This window comes from Halorubrum trapanicum, from assembly GCF_017873555.1.
Classification (GTDB): domain Archaea; phylum Halobacteriota; class Halobacteria; order Halobacteriales; family Haloferacaceae; genus Halorubrum; species Halorubrum trapanicum.
Genome location: NZ_JAGGKE010000003.1, coordinates 273,252 through 290,302, shown reverse-complemented (window position 1 = coordinate 290,302; position 17,051 = coordinate 273,252). Strand labels below are relative to the sequence as shown.

The following is a 17,051-nucleotide window of genomic DNA, read 5'->3' as shown; positions in this document are numbered from 1 at the left end:
GCTGCGCGCCGCCGCCTATCGTAACGTGCTGTCGTCGCTGTCGTCGCACCGCTCGCGCGGTTTTTAAGTCCGAACGGGCCCCAACGAGCGTATGCTCCGGCTCGCGATGACCACCGACGCGGAGACGTTCGAACGCGTGCGCGGGCCGCTCGCGGACCGCGGCGTCGAGGTGGGTCACGTCCGAGCGAAAGAGCGGGCGCTCCGGGTTTCGAGCGGTGAAGCCGGCGGAGAGACGGCGGGCACCGCCGCGGTCGACCCGGACGAGTTCGACGGCTTCGACGTCGGTCTCGTCTACCCGACCCGACTCATGGAGGGTGCGGTCGTCGACGAGCGCCTCGGCGTCCCGTGGGTGAACGGCCGCGACGCGGTCGTGACCTCGCGGAACAAGGCCGGCGTGCTGGCGAGGCTGTCGGCCGCCGGGCTGCCGACGCCGAAGACGACGCTCGTGTCGAACCCGGTCGACGAGTCGGTCGTCGTCGACGCGGTCGCCGACTTCTCGTACCCCGTCGTCGTGAAGCCGAACTCCGCGACCCGCGGGGTCGGCGTCGCGACCGCGACCGACCTCGACTCGCTTCTCGGCGTCGTCGACTACCTGAACCTGATCCACGACTACCGCGCGACCGGCGACAAATCGTTCCTGATCCAGGAGTTCCTCCCGGACGCGCGCGACTACCGCGCGATGGTCGTCGACGGCGAGTACGCCGGGGCGGTGGAACGCGAACTCGACGACGACGCGCTCGCGGCCGGCCGGTGGAAACACAACGTCCACCGCGGCGCGACGGCCCGGGGCGTCGAACTCGACCCGCCCGCCCGCGGTCTCGCCGAGCGCGCGGCCGGGGCGCTCGGGATCGACTACCTCGGCGTCGACCTGCTCGCGACCGACGACCGACTCGTCGTCAACGAGACGAACGCGCGGCCGACCGTCGACGCCGCGACGAAGTACGAGGACGCCTTCTACGACCGGCTCGCGGCGCTGATCCGGCGGACCGCGAACCAGGAGTAAGAGCGGTTTCGAGGGGGGACCGCGGACTCAGACGAGATCGATCGACGCGCTGTCGTCGTCGCGGTCGAACGAGACCTCCAAGACGCCGTTGTTGAACGTCGCGTCCGCGGAGTGTTCGTCGACGGGCGCGGGGAGGTCGACGGTCTCGTCGTACTCGCGCCGGTCGGAGACCGCGGAGATAGTGAGCGCGTCGCCGTCACAGCGCAGCGAGAGCTCCTCCTTCGAGACGGCGGGGAGGTCGGCGACGAGACGCACCGACTCCTCGGTGGTGTAGGCGTCGACGTGGGTGTCGGAGCCGAACCCGGCGTCGTCGGCCGACGGGGGACTGCCGTTGGCCATCTCGTTCATCATCCGCTCGATCTCCTCGAAGAAGTCTCCGAACGGATCGTCGCGGTCGTCTCTGTCCATGTCTCCCGTGAAGTCGGTGACCCCGATAAGCCTTCTGTCGGTCACCGTATCGGCCGCTACCCGCCCCACGCGAGGTGGTTAGCGATCGGCAACGGCCCGCGGTGGTTCCGCTCTGACGCGGACGGCGTCCGTAACAAATTCGAACGATTATGACGATCTCGGGGCGACTGAGCCGGATTTAAGTAGTTGCGCCTCGCCTTTTTCGAACATGAGTAAATCGCAGCTTGCGGCCGGCGACGACGTGAGCGACGACGAGGTCGTTCGAGTGGGACTCAACGGCTTCGGTCGCATCGGGCGCAACGTGTTCCGCGCGGCCCTGGAGAGTCCGCGAATCGAACTCGTCGGGATCAACGACGTGATGGACTTCGACGACATGGGGTATCTCGCGAAGTACGACACCGTCATGGGCCGGCTCGACGGCGTCGAGCGCGACGGCGACGAGCTGACGGTCGGCGGCACCTCGGTCCCGCTGTTCAACGTCCAGGACCCCGCTGACCTCCCGTGGGACGAGCTCGACGTCGACGTCGCCCTGGAGTGTACGGGTATCTTCCGCACCCGCGACGACGCGAGCGCGCACCTCGACGGCGGCGCCGACACCGTGATCATCTCCGCCCCGCCGAAGGGCGAGAAGCCGGTCAAACAGCTCGTCTACGGCGTCAACCACGACGAGTACGAGGGCGACGACGTGATCTCGAACGCCTCCTGTACGACGAACTCCATCACGCCGGTCGCGAAGGTGCTCGACGCGGAGTTCGGCATCGACGCCGGCACCCTCACCACGGTTCACGCCTACACCGGCTCCCAGAGCCTCATCGACGGCCCGATGAGCAAGCGCCGCCGCGGGCGCGCGGCCGCCGAGAACATCGTCCCCACCTCGACCGGCGCCGCGGGCGCCGCCCAGGAGGTCCTCCCGCAGCTGGAGGGCAAAATCGACGGCATGGCGATGCGCGTCCCGGTCCCGACCGGCTCCATCACCGAGTTCGTCGTCAGCCTCGACGAGGACGTCACCGAGGAGGAGGTCAACGCCGCCTTCCGCGACGCGGCCGACTCCGGCCCGCTCGCGGGCGTGCTCGGCTACACCGACGACGAGGTCGTCTCCTCGGACATCGTCGGGCTGCCGTTCTCCAGCTACGTCGACCTCCAGTCGACGAACGTCATCGCCGGCGGGAAGCTCCTGAAGATCCTCACCTGGTACGACAACGAGTACGGCTTCTCGAACCGGATGCTCGACATGGCCGCCTACGTCCACGACGAGGCGTAAGCGGCAGATCGCGATTGACGAGCGAAGCCCAAACCCCCGGCGGCAACGTTCCCCCGGAGAACGACTCCTTAAATATCTCATCGACGACCACACACGTATGTCCGCGTTCGACACCATCGACGACCTCCCGGCCGACTCGCGCGTCCTCGTTCGACTCGACCTCAACTCGCCCATCGAGGACGGAGCACCGCAGGACAACCGCCGGTTCGAGCGCCACGCGGAGACGGTCCGCGAGCTGGCCGACGCCGGTCACCGCGTCGTCCTCATGGCCCATCAGGGCCGCCCCGGCCGCGACGACTTCACGTCGCTTTCGGGCCACGCGGAGATTCTCGCCGACCACGTCGACCGCGAGGTGGGCTTCGTCGCGGACACCTACGGCGACGAGGCGCTGGCGGCCATCGACGCGCTCGGCGCGGGCGAGGTGCTCCTCTTGGAGAACACCCGGATGTGCGACGACGAGCTGCCGGAGGAGTCGCCCGAGGAGAAGTCGGAGACGGAGTTCGTTCAGACCTTGGCGCCGAAGTTCGACGCGTACGTCAACGACGCCTACTCGGCGGCGCATCGGTTGCACGCCTCGCTGGTCGGCTTCCCGCTCGTCCTCCCCGCGTACGCGGGCCGCGTGATGGAGACGGAGTACGAGGCCAACACCGCCATCGCGACCCGCGAGTTCGACGGTCCCGTCACGATGGTCGTCGGCGGCACCAAGGCGACCGACGTGATCGGCGTGATGGACGCCCTCGACGACCGGGTCGACCGCTTCCTGCTCGGCGGCGTCGCGGGTGAGCTGTTCTTGCGCGCCGCGGGCCACCCCGTCGGTCACGACGTGGGCGAGATGGACCTGTTCGACGAGCAGTGGGAGCGGAACCGCGAGCTGATCGAATCGGTACTCGACGAGCGCGGCGACGAGATCCGCCTCGCGACCGACCTCGCGTACGAGGGTTCCGACGGCGACCGCGCGGAGGTCGCGGTCGACGACATCGACGAGAAGACGGCGGGGTACCTCGACGTCGGCTCCGCGACGGTCGCCGACTACGAGCCGGCGATCCGCGAGTCCGACGCGGTGTTCGTGAAGGGCGCGCTCGGCGTCTTCGAGGACGAGCGGTTCGCGGACGGCACCGTGGGCGTGCTCGAAGCCATCGCGGAGACCGACTGCTTCTCCGTGGTCGGCGGGGGCGACACCTCGCGGGCCATCGGGATGTACGGCCTGAGCGAGGGGGACTTCTCGCACGTCTCCATCGCGGGCGGCGCGTACATCCGCGCGCTGACCGGCGAGCCGCTCCCGGCGGTGGAGGTGCTGGAGGCGGCGGCGAAGCGGCGAAAGCGATAGGGGCGGCGCGACAGTCGACCGGACTACTCCTCGACGTCGAGGTCGAACTGCTCGTTTTCCGTGACCGCGTTCAGGACGACGCTCGTGTTCGACTCGCGGATGTCCGCGTCGGTGAGGATCGACTTGATCTGGTCGTTCATCCCGTCCGTGTCGGTGAACTTCCCGATGGCGATCACGTCGTAGTCGCCGGTGACCTCGTAGACGCTCACCATCTGTTTCTCCTGGCGCAGCTTCTCGGTGACGTCAGGCAGGGCGCTTCCCTCCACCTTGAGCTGGAGCACGGCCGTCACGTCGTAGCCGAGCTTGTCGTAGTCGACGACGGGTGTGTACCCGTCTATAACGCCCTCTTCTTCCAGATCGCGGAGATGATTCGAAACGGTCGTCACCGAGACGTCGAGCTCGTCGCCCAGACTCCGAAGGCTCGCACGTCCGTTGCTGAGCAGGGAGTTGATGAGCTTCGCGTCGAGGTTTTCGTACGTCATCACACCTAACCACGCTTCCGGGGGTTTAGAATTTTACGAACGTCCAGCAGTTTTGCCAGTCTGGCGGTTCATGCGCCAAGCGATAAGGCCTTTATACTGGCAGATAACGAATGAAGCGTCCAGAACATGACGGACGAACACGCGAAACCGGACGGCGGCCTCACGGCCGAGGAACAGGCGGTACTCGACGAAATCGAAGAGCAGAACGTCGACTTCTTGCGGCTCCAGTTCACCGACATCCTCGGCGTCGTGAAGAACGTCTCCGTCCCCGCCCACCAGGCGGAGAAGGCGTTTACCGAGGGCATCTACTTCGACGGCTCCTCCATCGAGGGGTTCGTGCGCATCCAGGAGTCGGACATGCGGCTCGTCCCCGACCCCGACACCTTCGCGGTGCTCCCGTGGCGCAGCGACGGCGAGGACGGCTCCGGCGCCGCGCGCCTCATCTGTGATATCGTCGACACCGACGGGGAGCCGTTCGTCGGCGGGCCGCGGCAGGTCCTGAAGTCGGTCCTCGCCGAGGCCGAGGAGATGGGGTATTCGGTCTCTATCGGTCCCGAGCCGGAGTTCTTCCTGTTCAAGACCGACGACGAGGGGAACGCGACGACGACCCCCCACGACAACGGCGGCTACTTCGATCTGGCGCCGAAGGACCTCGCCTCGGACGTGCGCAAGGAGATCATCTTCACCCTCGAGGAGATGGGCTTCGAGATCGAGGCCTCGCACCACGAGGTCGCCGAGGGCCAACACGAGATCAACTTCAAGTACGACGACGCGCTCACGACCGCGGACAACATCGCGACGTTCCGCGCCGTCGTCCGCGCGGTCGCCGCACAGCACGACCTCCACGCGACGTTCATGCCCAAGCCGATCGCCGACATCAACGGCTCGGGCATGCACAGCCACATCTCGCTGTTCGACGAGGACGGCAACGCGTTCGCCGACGACTCGGACGAGTTCAACCTGAGCGAGACGGCCTACCAGTTCATGGGCGGCATCCTGAACCACGCGCCCGCGTTCACGGCCGTCACCAACCCGACCGTGAACTCCTACAAGCGCCTGGTGCCCGGCTACGAGGCGCCCATCTACGTCGCGTGGTCCGACACGAACCGCTCGGCGCTCGTCCGCGTACCCGACGCCGCGGGCGTCTCCGCCCGGTTCGAGGTCCGCAGCCCCGACCCGTCCTGTAACCCCTACCTCGGCATGGCGTCGCTCATCGCCGCCGGTCTCGACGGGATCAAGACCGGCGCCGACCCCGGCGAACCGGTCCGCGAGGACATCTACGAGTTCGACGACGAGAAGCGCGAGGAGTACGGCATCGAGACGCTGCCGCCGAACCTCGGCGCCGCCGTCGAGGAGCTGGAGGAAGACGAGGTGCTCCAGGAGGCGCTCGGTCCGCACACCTCGGAGAAGTTCGCCGAGGCCAAGTCTCAGGAGTTCAGCGAGTACCTCACCCAGGTGTCGCAGTGGGAGGAGGACCGCTACCTGGAGACGTTCTGAGGCGGACCCGGAACCGACGCCGCGCGTTCGTATTTTTTCACGCCTCGCCCGACCCGCGGAGCGACGGCTCGACCCGTTCGGCCAGCGCCGGCAGCGCGACGACGGCGACCACGGCGGCGGTCGTCGCGACGAGCGTCACCGGCAGCGAGTCGGCGAGCGCGTACGCGCCCACCCAGAGCCCGCCGGTGACGGCGAGCGCTGGTACCGCGACCCGGACCGGGACCGCCGGCTCGTCGCCGTCGACGAACCGCCAGCCGATCGCGCCGCCGGCGCCGGTGGCGATCCCGATGCCGGCCTCGACGACCTCACCGGTGTGCCCGCCCGCGACGGCGACTGCCAGCGCGCCCGCGGAGACGACGGCGGCGAGCAGGAACGCGGGCGCGGGGTTGAGTCGCGCTGTCGGGCCGGCGGCCGCCGCCGCGCTCGCCGAGCGCCGGACCCGCGGATCGCCGGCGAGCCACAGCGCGACGGCGACGGTCCCCGCGCCGACGGCCAGCCCCGCGAGCACGTCGACGAGGTAGTGGACCTCGATGACGACCCGGGAGACCGCGACGGCGACGGCGACCGTCCCGGCGGCGAGGTAGCGGGCGCGGTCGGTCCAGAACCGATCGTACAGCAGCGCGAGGGCGAGGTACGCGGTCGCGCCGCCGGTGGCGTGGCCGCTCGGGAAGCCGAACCCGTCCGAGAGCACCTGCGCCTCGTACCAGCCGGACAGGAGCGCGGGGAGCCACGTCGGGACCTCGGCGGGTCCCATCGCGCCGAGCGGCCGGGGCACCGCGAACCACGCCTTACCGAGCGCCGTCGCGGCGTACGCGCAGGTGACGGCCGCGACCGCTGTCGCGCCGGCGCGGCGCGGCGACCCCGCGACCCCCTCGCTCGCGAACCAGTAACCGACCGCGAGCAGCGCGAAGAGGAACCACGGGTCCGCGAGGTGGGTGACCGCCGCGAAGGCGACGACGACGAACTCCGGGAGCGCGTCGACGAGACCGGTCTCACCGATCCCGCGCTCGGCCGCGACGAGTCCGGTCACGTGTCGATCACTCGATCAGTCATCGCCGCGGTTACGGGCGTAATCGAGGGCTTTTCCGGGCGTTTCGAGCAGGTTCAGGCCGATGCCGACGACGACGAAGATCGTGTACAGCCCGAGCGTCGACAGTCCGAGGACGACGATGGCGCCGACCGCGTAGATCCCCTGAAGCGACGTCAGCGCCGCGAGCGTCAGCACCGTTCCGTACAGCAACACGAGGTACGGACCCCAGCCGCGGGCGTGTCCGCGGCGCATCCGCGAGCGGACGTACCGTTTCAGCTCCGACTCGACCTCGGGCTTGTCGACCGTGCGGCGTTCCACGTCGTCTTCGAACTCGTCGAGCTGCGACCGCAGCTCCCGGACCTCCGCTTCGAGGGCGGCGACGTCCGGCGCGCCGCGCGGCCGTTCGCCGTCGCCCTCGGAGGCGTCCGACTCGCCGTTCATACCGGTGGGTCGGCCGCGGTCCTGTTGTAACTGCCGGTCCGCGGCGTCGTCCGAGGGACGGGCGGCGCCGGCGAACCCCTCGTTCCGGCTGGCGTCGGAGGCGTCGTCGGGACCGCCGACCCGTCCCGCGAGCACCACGTTGACCACGCCGCCGAGCACGACGACGACGGCCGCGAGGTAGAGCCACGTGACCAGAAGCAGGATACCGCCGATAACGCCGTACACCTGGTACTGCGCCGCGCTCGCGGCGTACACCTGAAAGCCGGCCTGAAGCAGCGTCCAGCAGACCGCCGCGAACGCCGCCCCGGGAAGCGCCTCGCGGACCGTGAGCGTCGGCTGCGGGAGGAGATAGTACATCGGGAGGAAGACGGCGGCGAGGAAGGCGGGCAACGCGAGGACGCTCGCCGCCTCGACCAGCGGGACCGCGTCCGCGGCCGCGACGAACGCGCCGACGACGACCATCACGCCGATGCCGACGCCGACGGCGACGACGACCGAGGCCGCGTCGACGACCTGCCTGAGGAACCCCGGGGTCCCGTCGCCGCCGTACAGGGAGACGAAGGCCGTGTCGAGCCCGCGAAACACCTTGAGCGTCGACCAGAGCAGCACGCCCAGCCCGAGCAGGCTCGCGCCGGTCCGGCCGCCGGCGGAGGAGACGGCGGCGACGACCGCCTCCTCGCCGGCCGGCGTGAGGAACTCGCCCGTCGACGCGACCAGCTCCGCGGCGATGGTCTCGCCGAAGACGGCGGTGGCGACGACGACGAGCAACAGCAGCGCGGGGACGAGCGAGACGAACGCGTAGTAGGCGATGGCGGCCGCGAGAAACGTCACCTGCCGGTCGATCGCGAGGTCGGCGACGCGCCGGGCCGTGCCGAACGCGGTGCGCGAGTGTCGGAACACGCTCCGGGTTTCGGCCGATGGCGACAAAAGCGAGAGGGTGCCGACCGCCGACGGATGCCCCGTCTGTCCGTGTCGTCGGAAACTTCCCGGCAGTCCGCGTCGTCGCCGGAAACTTCCCGTCAGTCCGTGTCGTCGCCGAGGACCGCCTCGCGCATCTCTGGAATCGACGCCGTGCTCTTCACCGCGGTCCCGCGGTAGTGCGCGCGGCTCGCCTCGTGGCCGGCCCCGCGCAGGCGCTCGACGAACTCGTCCATCCCGATCGCCGGCTCGCCCCACTGCTTGTACAGCCGGTGCTGGTCGTAGTGCGTCGGCGTGTCGAGTTCGCGCGCGACGGTGCCGAGCAGCCTGCGCGCGCGCTTCGCCTCGCCCATGTCGTCGGTCACCTCGCGGCGGACCGCGCGCGCGAAGTCGGCGTCCGCGACCGGACCGAGCCAGGTCGGACCGGCCGTGAGGACGCGGTCGCTCCCGCACTCCGGGCACGCGTCGACCGGGTCGGCGATTCGGCCGGGCGTCGCCGATCGCCACAGACAGTCCTCGCAGTGGTCGATGTGCCCGAGCGCTTCGAGGCAGTCGTCGGCCGCGCGGGCGCCCGACTCCAGTTCGAGGTAGGTCCGCGCGTAGTGGCGAGAGACGTGCGAGACGATGGGTCGCGCCGCCTTGTCGTAGCGCGCTGCGGTCCGGACGAGCGCCGATATCAGCGTCCGAAGCCCCATCTCCGGGTGGTAGTCGGTGTTGCGCGGGACCGCGCCGTACTTGCGGATCCCGCTGTTGAGGTGGGCGCCACACAGCGGCGCGGTGTCGGTCGCGGTGACGCAGACCAAGTTGCGGCCGTTCGCGAACGCCGCGTCCGCGAAGGGGATCGGTGTGCCGTAGGGATCGAGGTCAACGACGTCGAACGGTCCCTCGTCGTACAGCAGGGCGTTGACGTCGCGGTGGACCGCCTCGCCGTCCAATCCGTTTGCGTCGAGGTTCGCGGCGGCGAGGTCGACCGCGTCCGCGTCGACGTCGGCGCAGGTGACCTCGTACCCCTCGGCGGCGGCGCGGACGCCTCGGATCCCCGAGGCCGCCATCGCGTCGAGGTACGAGGCAACTCGCGGCTCGCGGTCGCGGTAGGCGCGCAGCGTCGCGACCGTCACGTCGCGGTTCAGCTCCTGCGTCGGGTTGAAGAAGACGCCGCCGCCGGTGCCCTCGCTGGCGCCGTCTCGCGCCTCCGGGACGGAGACGGTGAGTCCGCCCTCTTCGATGTCCATACCGTCGGTTCGGTTATCCGGGCTAAAAGGGCCGCGCTCCGTGGTGAGGGCGACCTCGAAAGCGGCGAACGCGACAGGAACCGGACGCGCAACGAGGGAGGCTTTTACGCCGGCGGCTCAGAATGTGGACGTATGAACGGAGACGCCACGCGACGGCGGCGGGACGCGGTCGACGGCGGAACGGAGGGACGAGGATGGTAAGCCCGGCGCGGGTGGACGCGATCACCGACATCGCGTACGGCGCGCTGATCGCTTTGTCGATCGTGCTCATCGCGACGCTTCCGGTGAACCGCGTTGCGATGGCGTTCGGGATCGGGGTGTTCGCCTCGTACGTGATCCACGTCGTCTGGAAGATGGCGCGCTTCGACCCGGACTGGATGACCCGCGAGGTCGCGGACCAGGTCGGCAAACAGGTCGAGGAGAGCGTCGGCGAGACCGTCGACAAGGAAGTCGAGAAAACGGTCGGCGAAACCGTCAACAAGGAGGTCGAAAAGACCGTCGGCGAAACGGTCAGCAAAGAAGTCGAGAAAACCGTCGAGGAGACCGTCGGCGAAAAGGTCGAAGAGACGGTGAGCAAGGAGGTCGAAAAAAGCGTCGGCGAAACCGTCAACAAGGAGGTCAGCGAGGTCGCCGACGACGTCAGCGACACCGTCAGCGAGGAAGTCACGGGGAAAGTCGAGGAGACCGTCGGCGAGACCGTAGAGAAGACTGTCGAGGAGAAGGTCGGCGAAACCGTCGAGGAGAAAGTCGGCGAAACCGTCGAGGAAACGGTCGAGAAAACCGTCGAAGAGACCGTCGAGGAAACAGTCGGCGAAAAGGTCGAGGAAACCGTCGAGAAGACCGTCGAAGAAACCGTCGGCGAAAAGGTCGAGGAAACCGTCGAGAAGACCGTCGAAGAAACCGTCGGCGAAAAGGTCGAAGAAGCCGCCGAGGAGGGCGACGACGGAGCCGACGAGGCGGCGAAGCGACGCGACGACTCGTAGCCGGCTCCGACGGGATCGATGGACAGGCCGGACGAGCGCGGCTAAAACCGATCGGCTCGGTCGGGAGACTGTGGATCCGAGTCCCACCCGTGTTGGTTTCGAGCGCACCACGCTGCGTCCCGGTGACGTGCCGCTCCGCGTCGGCAGAAGGACGCCCGCCACCGCTTCGAGGACCGACAACCGCTCCGTCCCCGGCCTGACCTACTCGAATCGAGAGTAGCGTTAAAATCAGACCGATGGGTATCCCGAGTAACTACTGCGACGAGAACGTTCGTGTCGAGGAGTACTCATAACCGTTCGCGGACGTCACGAACGGCTTCGACGGTGTCACCCCCGACATCGAGTCCCAGCTCTGAGAGTGCCTGTCCGAGCGGGACCGTCTCGTCATCAGCGGGATCCGAGGAAACGAACTCCTCGAAGTCGTCCGAAGTGAGACTCACACCTGACCTTGCCAACCAACTCGCAAAAGACTACTGGTGGTCCCGTGTCTGTGATGAGGCGATGAGCCTCCAGACCGTCGGTCCGGGTATGCGTCTCACCGCAGTATCGACACTGTGAGACGGTTCCCGCGTCGCATCCGCCCTCGTATCTCGTCGTAAACTGGGTCGACTCGTCAAGTTGGCCGAAAGCGTCGTCCGAGTCGGTCACTGCGACCACTCTCGGATAGGGCACAGCTGAGTACGGAGCGGTCGCTCAGAGTCGAGAAAAATGTAAAGAAGCGCTGATGTTCGTTACTCGTTACCGAACATCTGGCGCATCATCGGGTGCATCTCCATCAGCTGCTCTTCGGCGATCTCCTCGTACAGCTTGTACGTGATAGAGACCGCGAGCAGCAGCCCGGTCCCGGAGACCTGACCGATGGTGCCGAGCAGGTTCGCCATCACGGCGAGCAGCCCGACGAGGGCACCGCCGATGACGGTCACCTGTGGGATGTATCGCTCCATGACCTTCTCGACGACCTGTGGGTTCCGGCGGAACCCGGGAATCTGCATCCCGGAGTTCTGGATCTGTTTCGCGGTCGCCTCGGGTCCCATACCGGTGGTCTCGACCCAGAAGATCGCGAAGATGGCGCCGCCGACGATCATGAACGTGAGGTCGACTCCGAGTCGGACCGCGATCATCCACGGCTCGATGGATGCCGCCTCGAGCTCGCCGAGGAACCACATCCACTGGTTGCGGCTCTGGATCGGGTTCAGGTAGTAGAACAGGCCCGCGATGGGCTGCCCTTGGTCGCTGTAAACGCCGAGCGCCGCCGGCATCCCCGCCCACTGCGAGGAGAGCAGCTGGCCGAGGAACTGGATGTTCGCCTGTAGCGCGCGAACGAGGATCATCGGCAGAACGGACGCGTAGATGAGCTTCACCGGGAAGCGTCCGCGGGCGCCTTTCACGCGGGCGTGCGACAGCGGGATCTCGACGCGGACCGACTCCGCGTACACGACGATCCCGAAGATGAACACCGTGGTGAAAAGCGCCAGAATGTTCCCCGGATCGAACAGCAGGTTCTGGAGCCCCTCAGCCGTGAACGGCGACAGCGAGGCCGGCACGTCGCCGACGATGACGCCGTACCAGCTCGCGAAGAAGCCGGTGGCGCCGAGCGCGGAGAAGCTGAAGAAGCCGCCGACGATCTGCTGGCTCACCGACGCGATGATGAACAGCCCGACACCGGAGCCGACGCCCCACTTGCTCACGATTTCGTCCATGAACAGGATGAGGATGCCACCGACGAAGATCTGCGCGAATATCAGCCCCTGAACGCCGAACGTGCCGATCCCGAGCGCGTCACCGACGGCGCCGTCGACCGGAAGGAAGCCCCCGGTGAACACCATCGGCGCCGCCGTCAGGGCGGTGACGATGACCACGAGCAGCTTCTGGAGGCCCTGATAGAGGACCTGGTCACGCGGGTCGTTCTCCGTGTCGAGTCCGAGGAGGTTCGCACCGCCCAAAAGCTGGAGAACGATGGACGCCGTGACGATCGGTCCGATACCGACCTGTAACAGTGACCCGGACGAGCCGGCGAGCACCGACCGGAACTGCCCGAAGAAGTCGGAGCTCTGACCGACATCCAACCCGAACGGGTTGATGTTGGTCAGGAAGAAGTAGACGATCAGGATCCCTGCCGTCCACATGAGCTTCCGTCTGAACGGGACGTGTCCCGCGGGCCGCTCTACGACGGGCATCCGCGAGAGCACCGGTTCGGCGGCCTCCTTCCAGCTCATATTACGCCTCGTCGTTCTCGTCGTCGGAAGTGTTTTCCGGTTCGTCAGCGGCCTCCTCGGCGCGCTCGGAGAGGGTCGATTCGCCGCCGGCCTCCTCGATGAGCTCGACCGCACCGGCGGTGAACGCGTCCGCCGTGACGTGAAGCTCGCGGCGGACCTGTCCGCCACCGAGCACCTTCACGACGTCCGCCTCGTAGCCGTCCTCGACGACATCGCGCGCGTCGAAGACGTACGCGTCGCCGTCCTCCTCGGCGAGACCCTCGGCGGCGTACAGCGCCGCGTCCTCGTCGAGCTTCTGGATCTTCACTTCGAGGACCTCCGTCTGAGCGTCCTCGGGTCGCTTGAACCCGTGCTTGCCGAGCGGGCCGTAGTTGTGGTACTCGTGTTTCGCGCGACCGGCCGCGCCGCGGCCGCCGCGGTGACCGGCGCCGCGCCGGTTCTTGTGCGTGCCGCCGCCGTGCGTCCGAGAGCCGCGCTGTCGTCGTTTCTTACTCGTCATCGCATCGCCTCCAGGAGACTGTCGATCTCCTCGGTGGTGTGTTCCCCGAGTTCGCCGCCCTCGATCACGGGGTGTTTAATTCCCTCGTGACCGCCGCGGGGCGCGTGGAGTCGGAGCGTCGGCGAGAGACCCTGATCGCGCAGGGTCGTCTCCTCGTCGACGAGCGCCTCGGCCAGCGCCTCCAGGTCGGCGTACTCGGTGTTGTCGTCGATCCATTCGTCGTCGACGTCGGCAGAGCCTTCCAGCGGCTCGCCGCGCAACGCGATCGTCCTCGCGACGGCCTCGACGCTCGGTTCCCCGAACGCGACGACGTCGTTGACCTTCGTGATCATGCCGCGGTAGGAGTCCGTCTCGGGAATGAACGTCGCGTGGTTGACGCGCCCGACGTTCAGCATGTCGAGCGTGTCCTCGACGCCGTACTCGAGGTTGACATCGCCGCGGAGCTGTACGATCGCCTGCATCACTCGCTCACCTCGTCGTAGTGGACTTCGCGCGCGTGCTGGGGCGTGCGGGACTGCGCCGCGTTCTCCAAGGCGTTGAACGTCGCCTTCGCGAGGTTCACCGTCGTGCGCGTGTTGCCGTCGGAGTTCGTCCAGGCGTCTTCGACGCCGGCGAGTTCCAGAATGTTGCGGACCGTCTCCGCGGCCGCGAGGCCCAGCCCCTGCGGGGCGGGCTTGATCTCGACGGTGACGGAGCCGGCCTTCCCCTTCGCCGTCCGGGTCAGGGAGTTGGTGCCGCCGGGCTGGTCCTCCCAAGAACCGGAGCCGCGGTCGACCGAGATGATGTTGAGCTTCGCGACGTCGATCGCCTTCTGGATGGCGCCGCCGACCTGATCGTCTCGGGCCTGCGCGTAACCGAGGTAGCCGTCGCGGTTACCCACGGCGACCACGCAGCGGAACTTCACGCGGCGGCCCGAGTCGGTCATCCGCTGGACCATGTTGATGTCCAGCACCTCGTCTTCCAGCCCCGGAAGGAGCTGGTCGACGATCTCGGCCTCCTTCAGCGGGAGACCGGATTCGAGCGCCTGTTCCATCGACGTAACCTCACCGTCCTGTACCTTGCGGCCGAGTCGCGTCCGTGGTTCCCAGCCGTCGTTGTGTCTACTCATGGTCCTCCTGGATTGTCGCGAGCACGGAATCGAAGTGCTCGGGTAGCTCGCTGGCGTCGAACTCACCGCTGTACAGCGGCTCGTCGAGCTGCTCGGCGTAGTCGGCGATATGCTCGCCGCGCGTGCGCGACCAGTCGGCCAGCACGTCGTCGTTGTGCGGGATCTCGAGGCCCGCGTCGATCGCTCCTTCCTGTACCGCGAACGTCTTGTTGCCGGGCGTCGCCGTGTTGAGCCCGATGTCGAGGACGGCCTCGTCGAGGCCGGCGTCGACGGCGCGGGCGCCCGCGAGGAAGCCGGTGAGATACGCGCTGGGGAGGTTGCCCGTGGGGGCGTCCCAGCCGTACTCGCCGAGCTCCTCGCTGGAGGCGGCCGCGTGGGTCTCGTCACCGTCGGATCCGGGGGTCACCAGCTGCGCCCTGACGTGAGCGTTGCTCACCCGAGCGACCAGGCGAGGCTTGCCCGATTTCAGCAGGCGCAACCTCTGATGGTAATCCGTCCGGACCTCGCGGCGGCGCCGCATCGGCACCTTGTATCGTGGTCCTGTCGCCATTAGTCCGTCACCTCGTAACCGTACTGCGTCCGAATGTACGCCTCGAGACGGGCGACGTCCTCGAAGTCTCCCCCGCTCGCCTTGTTGTAGAGCGTGCGGTACTCGGAGGCGTCGAGCACGTCTTCCTCGTCGCGAAGCTCCTTCAGGCGGGCCCGCTGTGCGCGGATGCGCGCCTTCCAGTCGTCTTTCGTGTTCTGCCGCGCGCCGGATCGACCCTTCCGGGTACCGGCGCCCGACTGATGCCCGTAGGAGCGCTTGTCGGCGCGCTCCCGGGCGCGACCGCGCGAGTTCGTTTTCTCGTCCTTCGCGCGGATCGTTCCCTGTTCGATGAGCTCGCGGACGTCCTCTCGCGTGATGGCGTCCTCGATCTCCTCCTGTGCCTCGGGGTCGAGCCAGACGCGGCCCTTGCCGACGTCCATCTCGTCCGCTGCGAGCCGTTTCTGCGCCTTCAGGTCACTCATCGTCGACCTCCACTTCGACGTAGGTCGGGTTCAGCACGCGGATCTCGCGCTCCTCCGCCTCGTCTTCGATCAGTTCGCGCTTGCGACCGCCGACCTTCGAGGCGATACGCACCGCCTGCGTGTCGCCGTCGACGCCCTCGAGGTCGTCCGTGTTGTGAACGCGGACCTCCTCGAAGCCGCTCGGGTGTAGGTCGCGCGACGCCGTCGGCGAACGGAAGCCGGCCTCGACGACCGGTCCCTTCGACTTCATGCGGCGGCGCTGCTTGGAGAGCCCGCCGCGCGGCTTGCGCCACGACGTCGGGATCCGCTTTTTCTTGTGGTAGTCCTGCCGGTTGAACTGCGGTTTCCCCTCGCGGTGCTTCTGTGCGAGCGCGCGAGCGGTCTCGTCGTCCAGCTCCGGCGTCTTGTCGGCGTGCCCGCGGGGGCGAAGCTCCGTCTCGACGGAGTCGGTCTCGTCGGTCTCCTCGACCGACTCCTCCTCGTCCGTCTCGTCTTCGATCTCCGCGTCCGCCTCCTCGTCGACCTCCAGCCCGCCGACGTCGGCCTTGATACGCGCTGCGAGCGCGTTGCCGACGCCGTCGACCTCGGAGAGCTCCGACTGGGAGGCGGCCTTCACGTCCTCGACCGTCTCGTAGCCGGCCTCGCGAAGGGCGTCCGCCTTCGAGGGACCGACACCGCTGATGTCTTCCAGTTCGTCTGCCATCGGTTAGGCACCTCCGGTGGGTTTCTCGACGATGTACACGCCGTCTTGGAAGACGCGCGTGTCCTTGTCGGTCACCTTCGTCAGCTGTTCGATGTCGGCGGCGGTCTGCCCGACGGCCTCCTTGTCGGAGCCCGTCAGCGTGACCGTCTCGCCGTCGACCTGTACCTCAGTATCTCCGCGGATCGGGGTGCGCCGCGCGGCGCTCTCCCCGAGGAAGTTCTCGATGACGACCTCGTCGCCCTCCACGGTCACCTGCATCGGGAAGTGGGCGTAGTACACTTCCATCGCGTACTCCCAGCCCTCGGTGACGCCGTGGATCATGTTGGCGACGTGGCTCTCGAAGGTGCCGACCGTGGCGTTGGTCTTCGCGTCCTCGTTTTCGGCGGTGATGACCACCGCGCCGTCCTCGACCGCAACGTCGACGTCGGGGTACCAGAGGCGTCGCGTGACGCTCCCGTTGGGTCCCTCGACGGTGAGTTCGAGGTGGTCGGTCTCGGCGGAGACGTCGTCCGGAATCTCGATTTCGACTCTGTTCATTGTTAGTAGACGTATGCGATCACTTGGCCGCCGATGCCCGCTTCGCGGGCCTCGTAGTGGCTCATGACGCCGTGGCTCGTCGTGACGATGAGCGTCCCGTAGTCACGGGCGGGGAGGTATCGCTTCTCCCACTTCTCGAACTCGTCCGCGCCCGCCGAGTAGCGGGGCTTGACGGCGCCACACTCGTTGATCGCGCCTTTCAGTTCGACCTCGAACTTCCCGGCCTTCCCGTCGTCGACGTACTCGAAGCCGTCGACGTACCCGCGGTCGTAGAGGACCTCGAGGACGGAGCCGATGATGTTCGAAGCGGGCTCTACCGTGTACGACAGGTGGCCAACGCTCTCGGCGTTGTCCATGCCGGCGAGCGCGTTGGTGAATGGATCGTTTCCCGTCAT

The 17,051-nt window shown here is 67.7% G+C and carries 20 protein-coding genes; 5 read left to right on the top strand and 15 right to left on the bottom strand.

Annotated elements, in window-relative coordinates:
• Positions 1-91: 91 nt before the first annotated feature.
• Positions 92-1,003, top strand: a complete 912-nt coding sequence (locus J2744_RS05695) for an ATP-grasp domain-containing protein (RefSeq protein WP_209545582.1) — start codon at positions 92-94, stop codon at positions 1,001-1,003.
• Positions 1,004-1,030: 27 nt separating this feature from the next.
• On the opposite strand, the gene J2744_RS05690 is transcribed toward J2744_RS05695, so the two are convergent.
• Entirely contained in the window at positions 1,031-1,411 is a 381-nt protein-coding gene (locus J2744_RS05690; protein WP_209545580.1) for an Hsp20/alpha crystallin family protein, read from the bottom strand.
• A 208-nt stretch (positions 1,412-1,619) separates the two neighbouring features.
• On the opposite strand from J2744_RS05690, the gene gap reads away from it, so the two are divergent.
• A complete protein-coding gene (gene gap, locus J2744_RS05685) occupies positions 1,620-2,672 on the top strand; it encodes a type I glyceraldehyde-3-phosphate dehydrogenase (protein WP_209545579.1) in 1,053 nt (350 codons plus the stop codon).
• 97 nt (positions 2,673-2,769) lie between these two features.
• Positions 2,770-3,999, top strand: coding sequence for a phosphoglycerate kinase (locus tag J2744_RS05680; protein ID WP_209545577.1), 1,230 nt, complete (start codon positions 2,770-2,772; stop codon positions 3,997-3,999).
• 23 nt (positions 4,000-4,022) lie between these two features.
• Here J2744_RS05680 and lrp read toward each other — a convergent pair whose 3' ends face one another.
• Entirely contained in the window at positions 4,023-4,481 is a 459-nt protein-coding gene (gene lrp, locus J2744_RS05675) for an HTH-type transcriptional regulator Lrp (protein ID WP_209545576.1), read from the bottom strand.
• A 126-nt stretch (positions 4,482-4,607) separates the two neighbouring features.
• Between lrp and glnA the strand changes: the two genes are divergently transcribed.
• Positions 4,608-5,978, top strand: coding sequence for a type I glutamate--ammonia ligase (glnA, locus tag J2744_RS05670; protein ID WP_209545574.1), 1,371 nt, complete (start codon positions 4,608-4,610; stop codon positions 5,976-5,978).
• A 37-nt stretch (positions 5,979-6,015) separates the two neighbouring features.
• Here the strand turns inward: glnA and J2744_RS05665 are convergent, their stop codons facing one another.
• From J2744_RS05665 to J2744_RS05655, 3 genes are all read right to left on the bottom strand, one after another.
• Positions 6,016-7,008: a phosphatase PAP2 family protein gene (locus tag J2744_RS05665; RefSeq protein ID WP_209545572.1), complete on the bottom strand. Its 993-nt coding sequence runs from the start codon at positions 7,006-7,008 to the stop codon at positions 6,016-6,018.
• Positions 7,009-7,023: 15 nt separating this feature from the next.
• Positions 7,024-8,349, bottom strand: coding sequence for a YihY/virulence factor BrkB family protein (locus tag J2744_RS05660; RefSeq protein WP_209545571.1), 1,326 nt, complete (start codon positions 8,347-8,349; stop codon positions 7,024-7,026).
• Positions 8,350-8,468: 119 nt separating this feature from the next.
• The gene (locus J2744_RS05655; protein ID WP_209545569.1) at positions 8,469-9,599 is read right to left on the bottom strand and encodes a tRNA (guanine(26)-N(2))-dimethyltransferase; all 1,131 of its coding nucleotides are present in this window, start codon (positions 9,597-9,599) and stop codon (positions 8,469-8,471) included.
• Between the two features lie 194 nt (positions 9,600-9,793).
• Here J2744_RS05655 and J2744_RS05650 point away from each other — a divergent pair, with 194 nt between their 5' ends.
• Positions 9,794-10,582, top strand: coding sequence for a hypothetical protein (locus J2744_RS05650; protein WP_209545568.1), 789 nt, complete (start codon positions 9,794-9,796; stop codon positions 10,580-10,582).
• Positions 10,583-10,869: 287 nt separating this feature from the next.
• Here the strand turns inward: J2744_RS05650 and J2744_RS05645 are convergent, their stop codons facing one another.
• The 10 genes from J2744_RS05645 to J2744_RS05600 all read right to left on the bottom strand — a co-directional run bounded on the left by J2744_RS05645 (position 10,870) and on the right by J2744_RS05600 (position 17,051).
• Positions 10,870-11,022, bottom strand: coding sequence for a hypothetical protein (locus tag J2744_RS05645; RefSeq protein ID WP_209545567.1), 153 nt, complete (start codon positions 11,020-11,022; stop codon positions 10,870-10,872).
• A 291-nt stretch (positions 11,023-11,313) separates the two neighbouring features.
• Positions 11,314-12,798 carry a preprotein translocase subunit SecY gene (secY, locus tag J2744_RS05640; RefSeq protein ID WP_209545565.1) on the bottom strand — a complete coding sequence of 495 codons (1,485 nt, stop codon included), beginning with the start codon at positions 12,796-12,798 and terminating at the stop codon, positions 11,314-11,316.
• Between the two features lies 1 nt (position 12,799).
• Positions 12,800-13,297, bottom strand: a complete 498-nt coding sequence (locus J2744_RS05635; protein WP_209545562.1) for an uL15m family ribosomal protein — start codon at positions 13,295-13,297, stop codon at positions 12,800-12,802.
• Entirely contained in the window at positions 13,294-13,758 is a 465-nt protein-coding gene (locus tag J2744_RS05630; protein ID WP_209545558.1) for a 50S ribosomal protein L30, read from the bottom strand. Before J2744_RS05630 ends, J2744_RS05635 begins: the two co-directional genes overlap by 4 nt.
• Positions 13,758-14,405, bottom strand: a complete 648-nt coding sequence (locus J2744_RS05625; RefSeq protein WP_209545556.1) for a 30S ribosomal protein S5 — start codon at positions 14,403-14,405, stop codon at positions 13,758-13,760. Before J2744_RS05625 ends, J2744_RS05630 begins: the two co-directional genes overlap by 1 nt.
• Positions 14,398-14,955, bottom strand: coding sequence for a 50S ribosomal protein L18 (locus J2744_RS05620; protein WP_209545554.1), 558 nt, complete (start codon positions 14,953-14,955; stop codon positions 14,398-14,400). Before J2744_RS05620 ends, J2744_RS05625 begins: the two co-directional genes overlap by 8 nt.
• Positions 14,955-15,416 (bottom strand): 50S ribosomal protein L19e, encoded by a 462-nt coding sequence (locus J2744_RS05615; protein WP_209545552.1) that lies wholly within the window; start codon positions 15,414-15,416, stop codon positions 14,955-14,957. The genes J2744_RS05620 and J2744_RS05615 overlap by 1 nt, the downstream gene beginning before the upstream one ends.
• Positions 15,409-16,119 (bottom strand): 50S ribosomal protein L32e, encoded by a 711-nt coding sequence (locus J2744_RS05610; RefSeq protein ID WP_209545551.1) that lies wholly within the window; start codon positions 16,117-16,119, stop codon positions 15,409-15,411. Before J2744_RS05610 ends, J2744_RS05615 begins: the two co-directional genes overlap by 8 nt.
• A 3-nt stretch (positions 16,120-16,122) precedes the next feature.
• Complete coding sequence (locus tag J2744_RS05605) at positions 16,123-16,656, bottom strand: 50S ribosomal protein L6 (RefSeq protein ID WP_209545549.1); 534 nt, start codon at positions 16,654-16,656, stop codon at positions 16,123-16,125.
• A 2-nt stretch (positions 16,657-16,658) separates the two neighbouring features.
• Complete coding sequence (locus J2744_RS05600) at positions 16,659-17,051, bottom strand: 30S ribosomal protein S8 (protein WP_004597419.1); 393 nt, start codon at positions 17,049-17,051, stop codon at positions 16,659-16,661.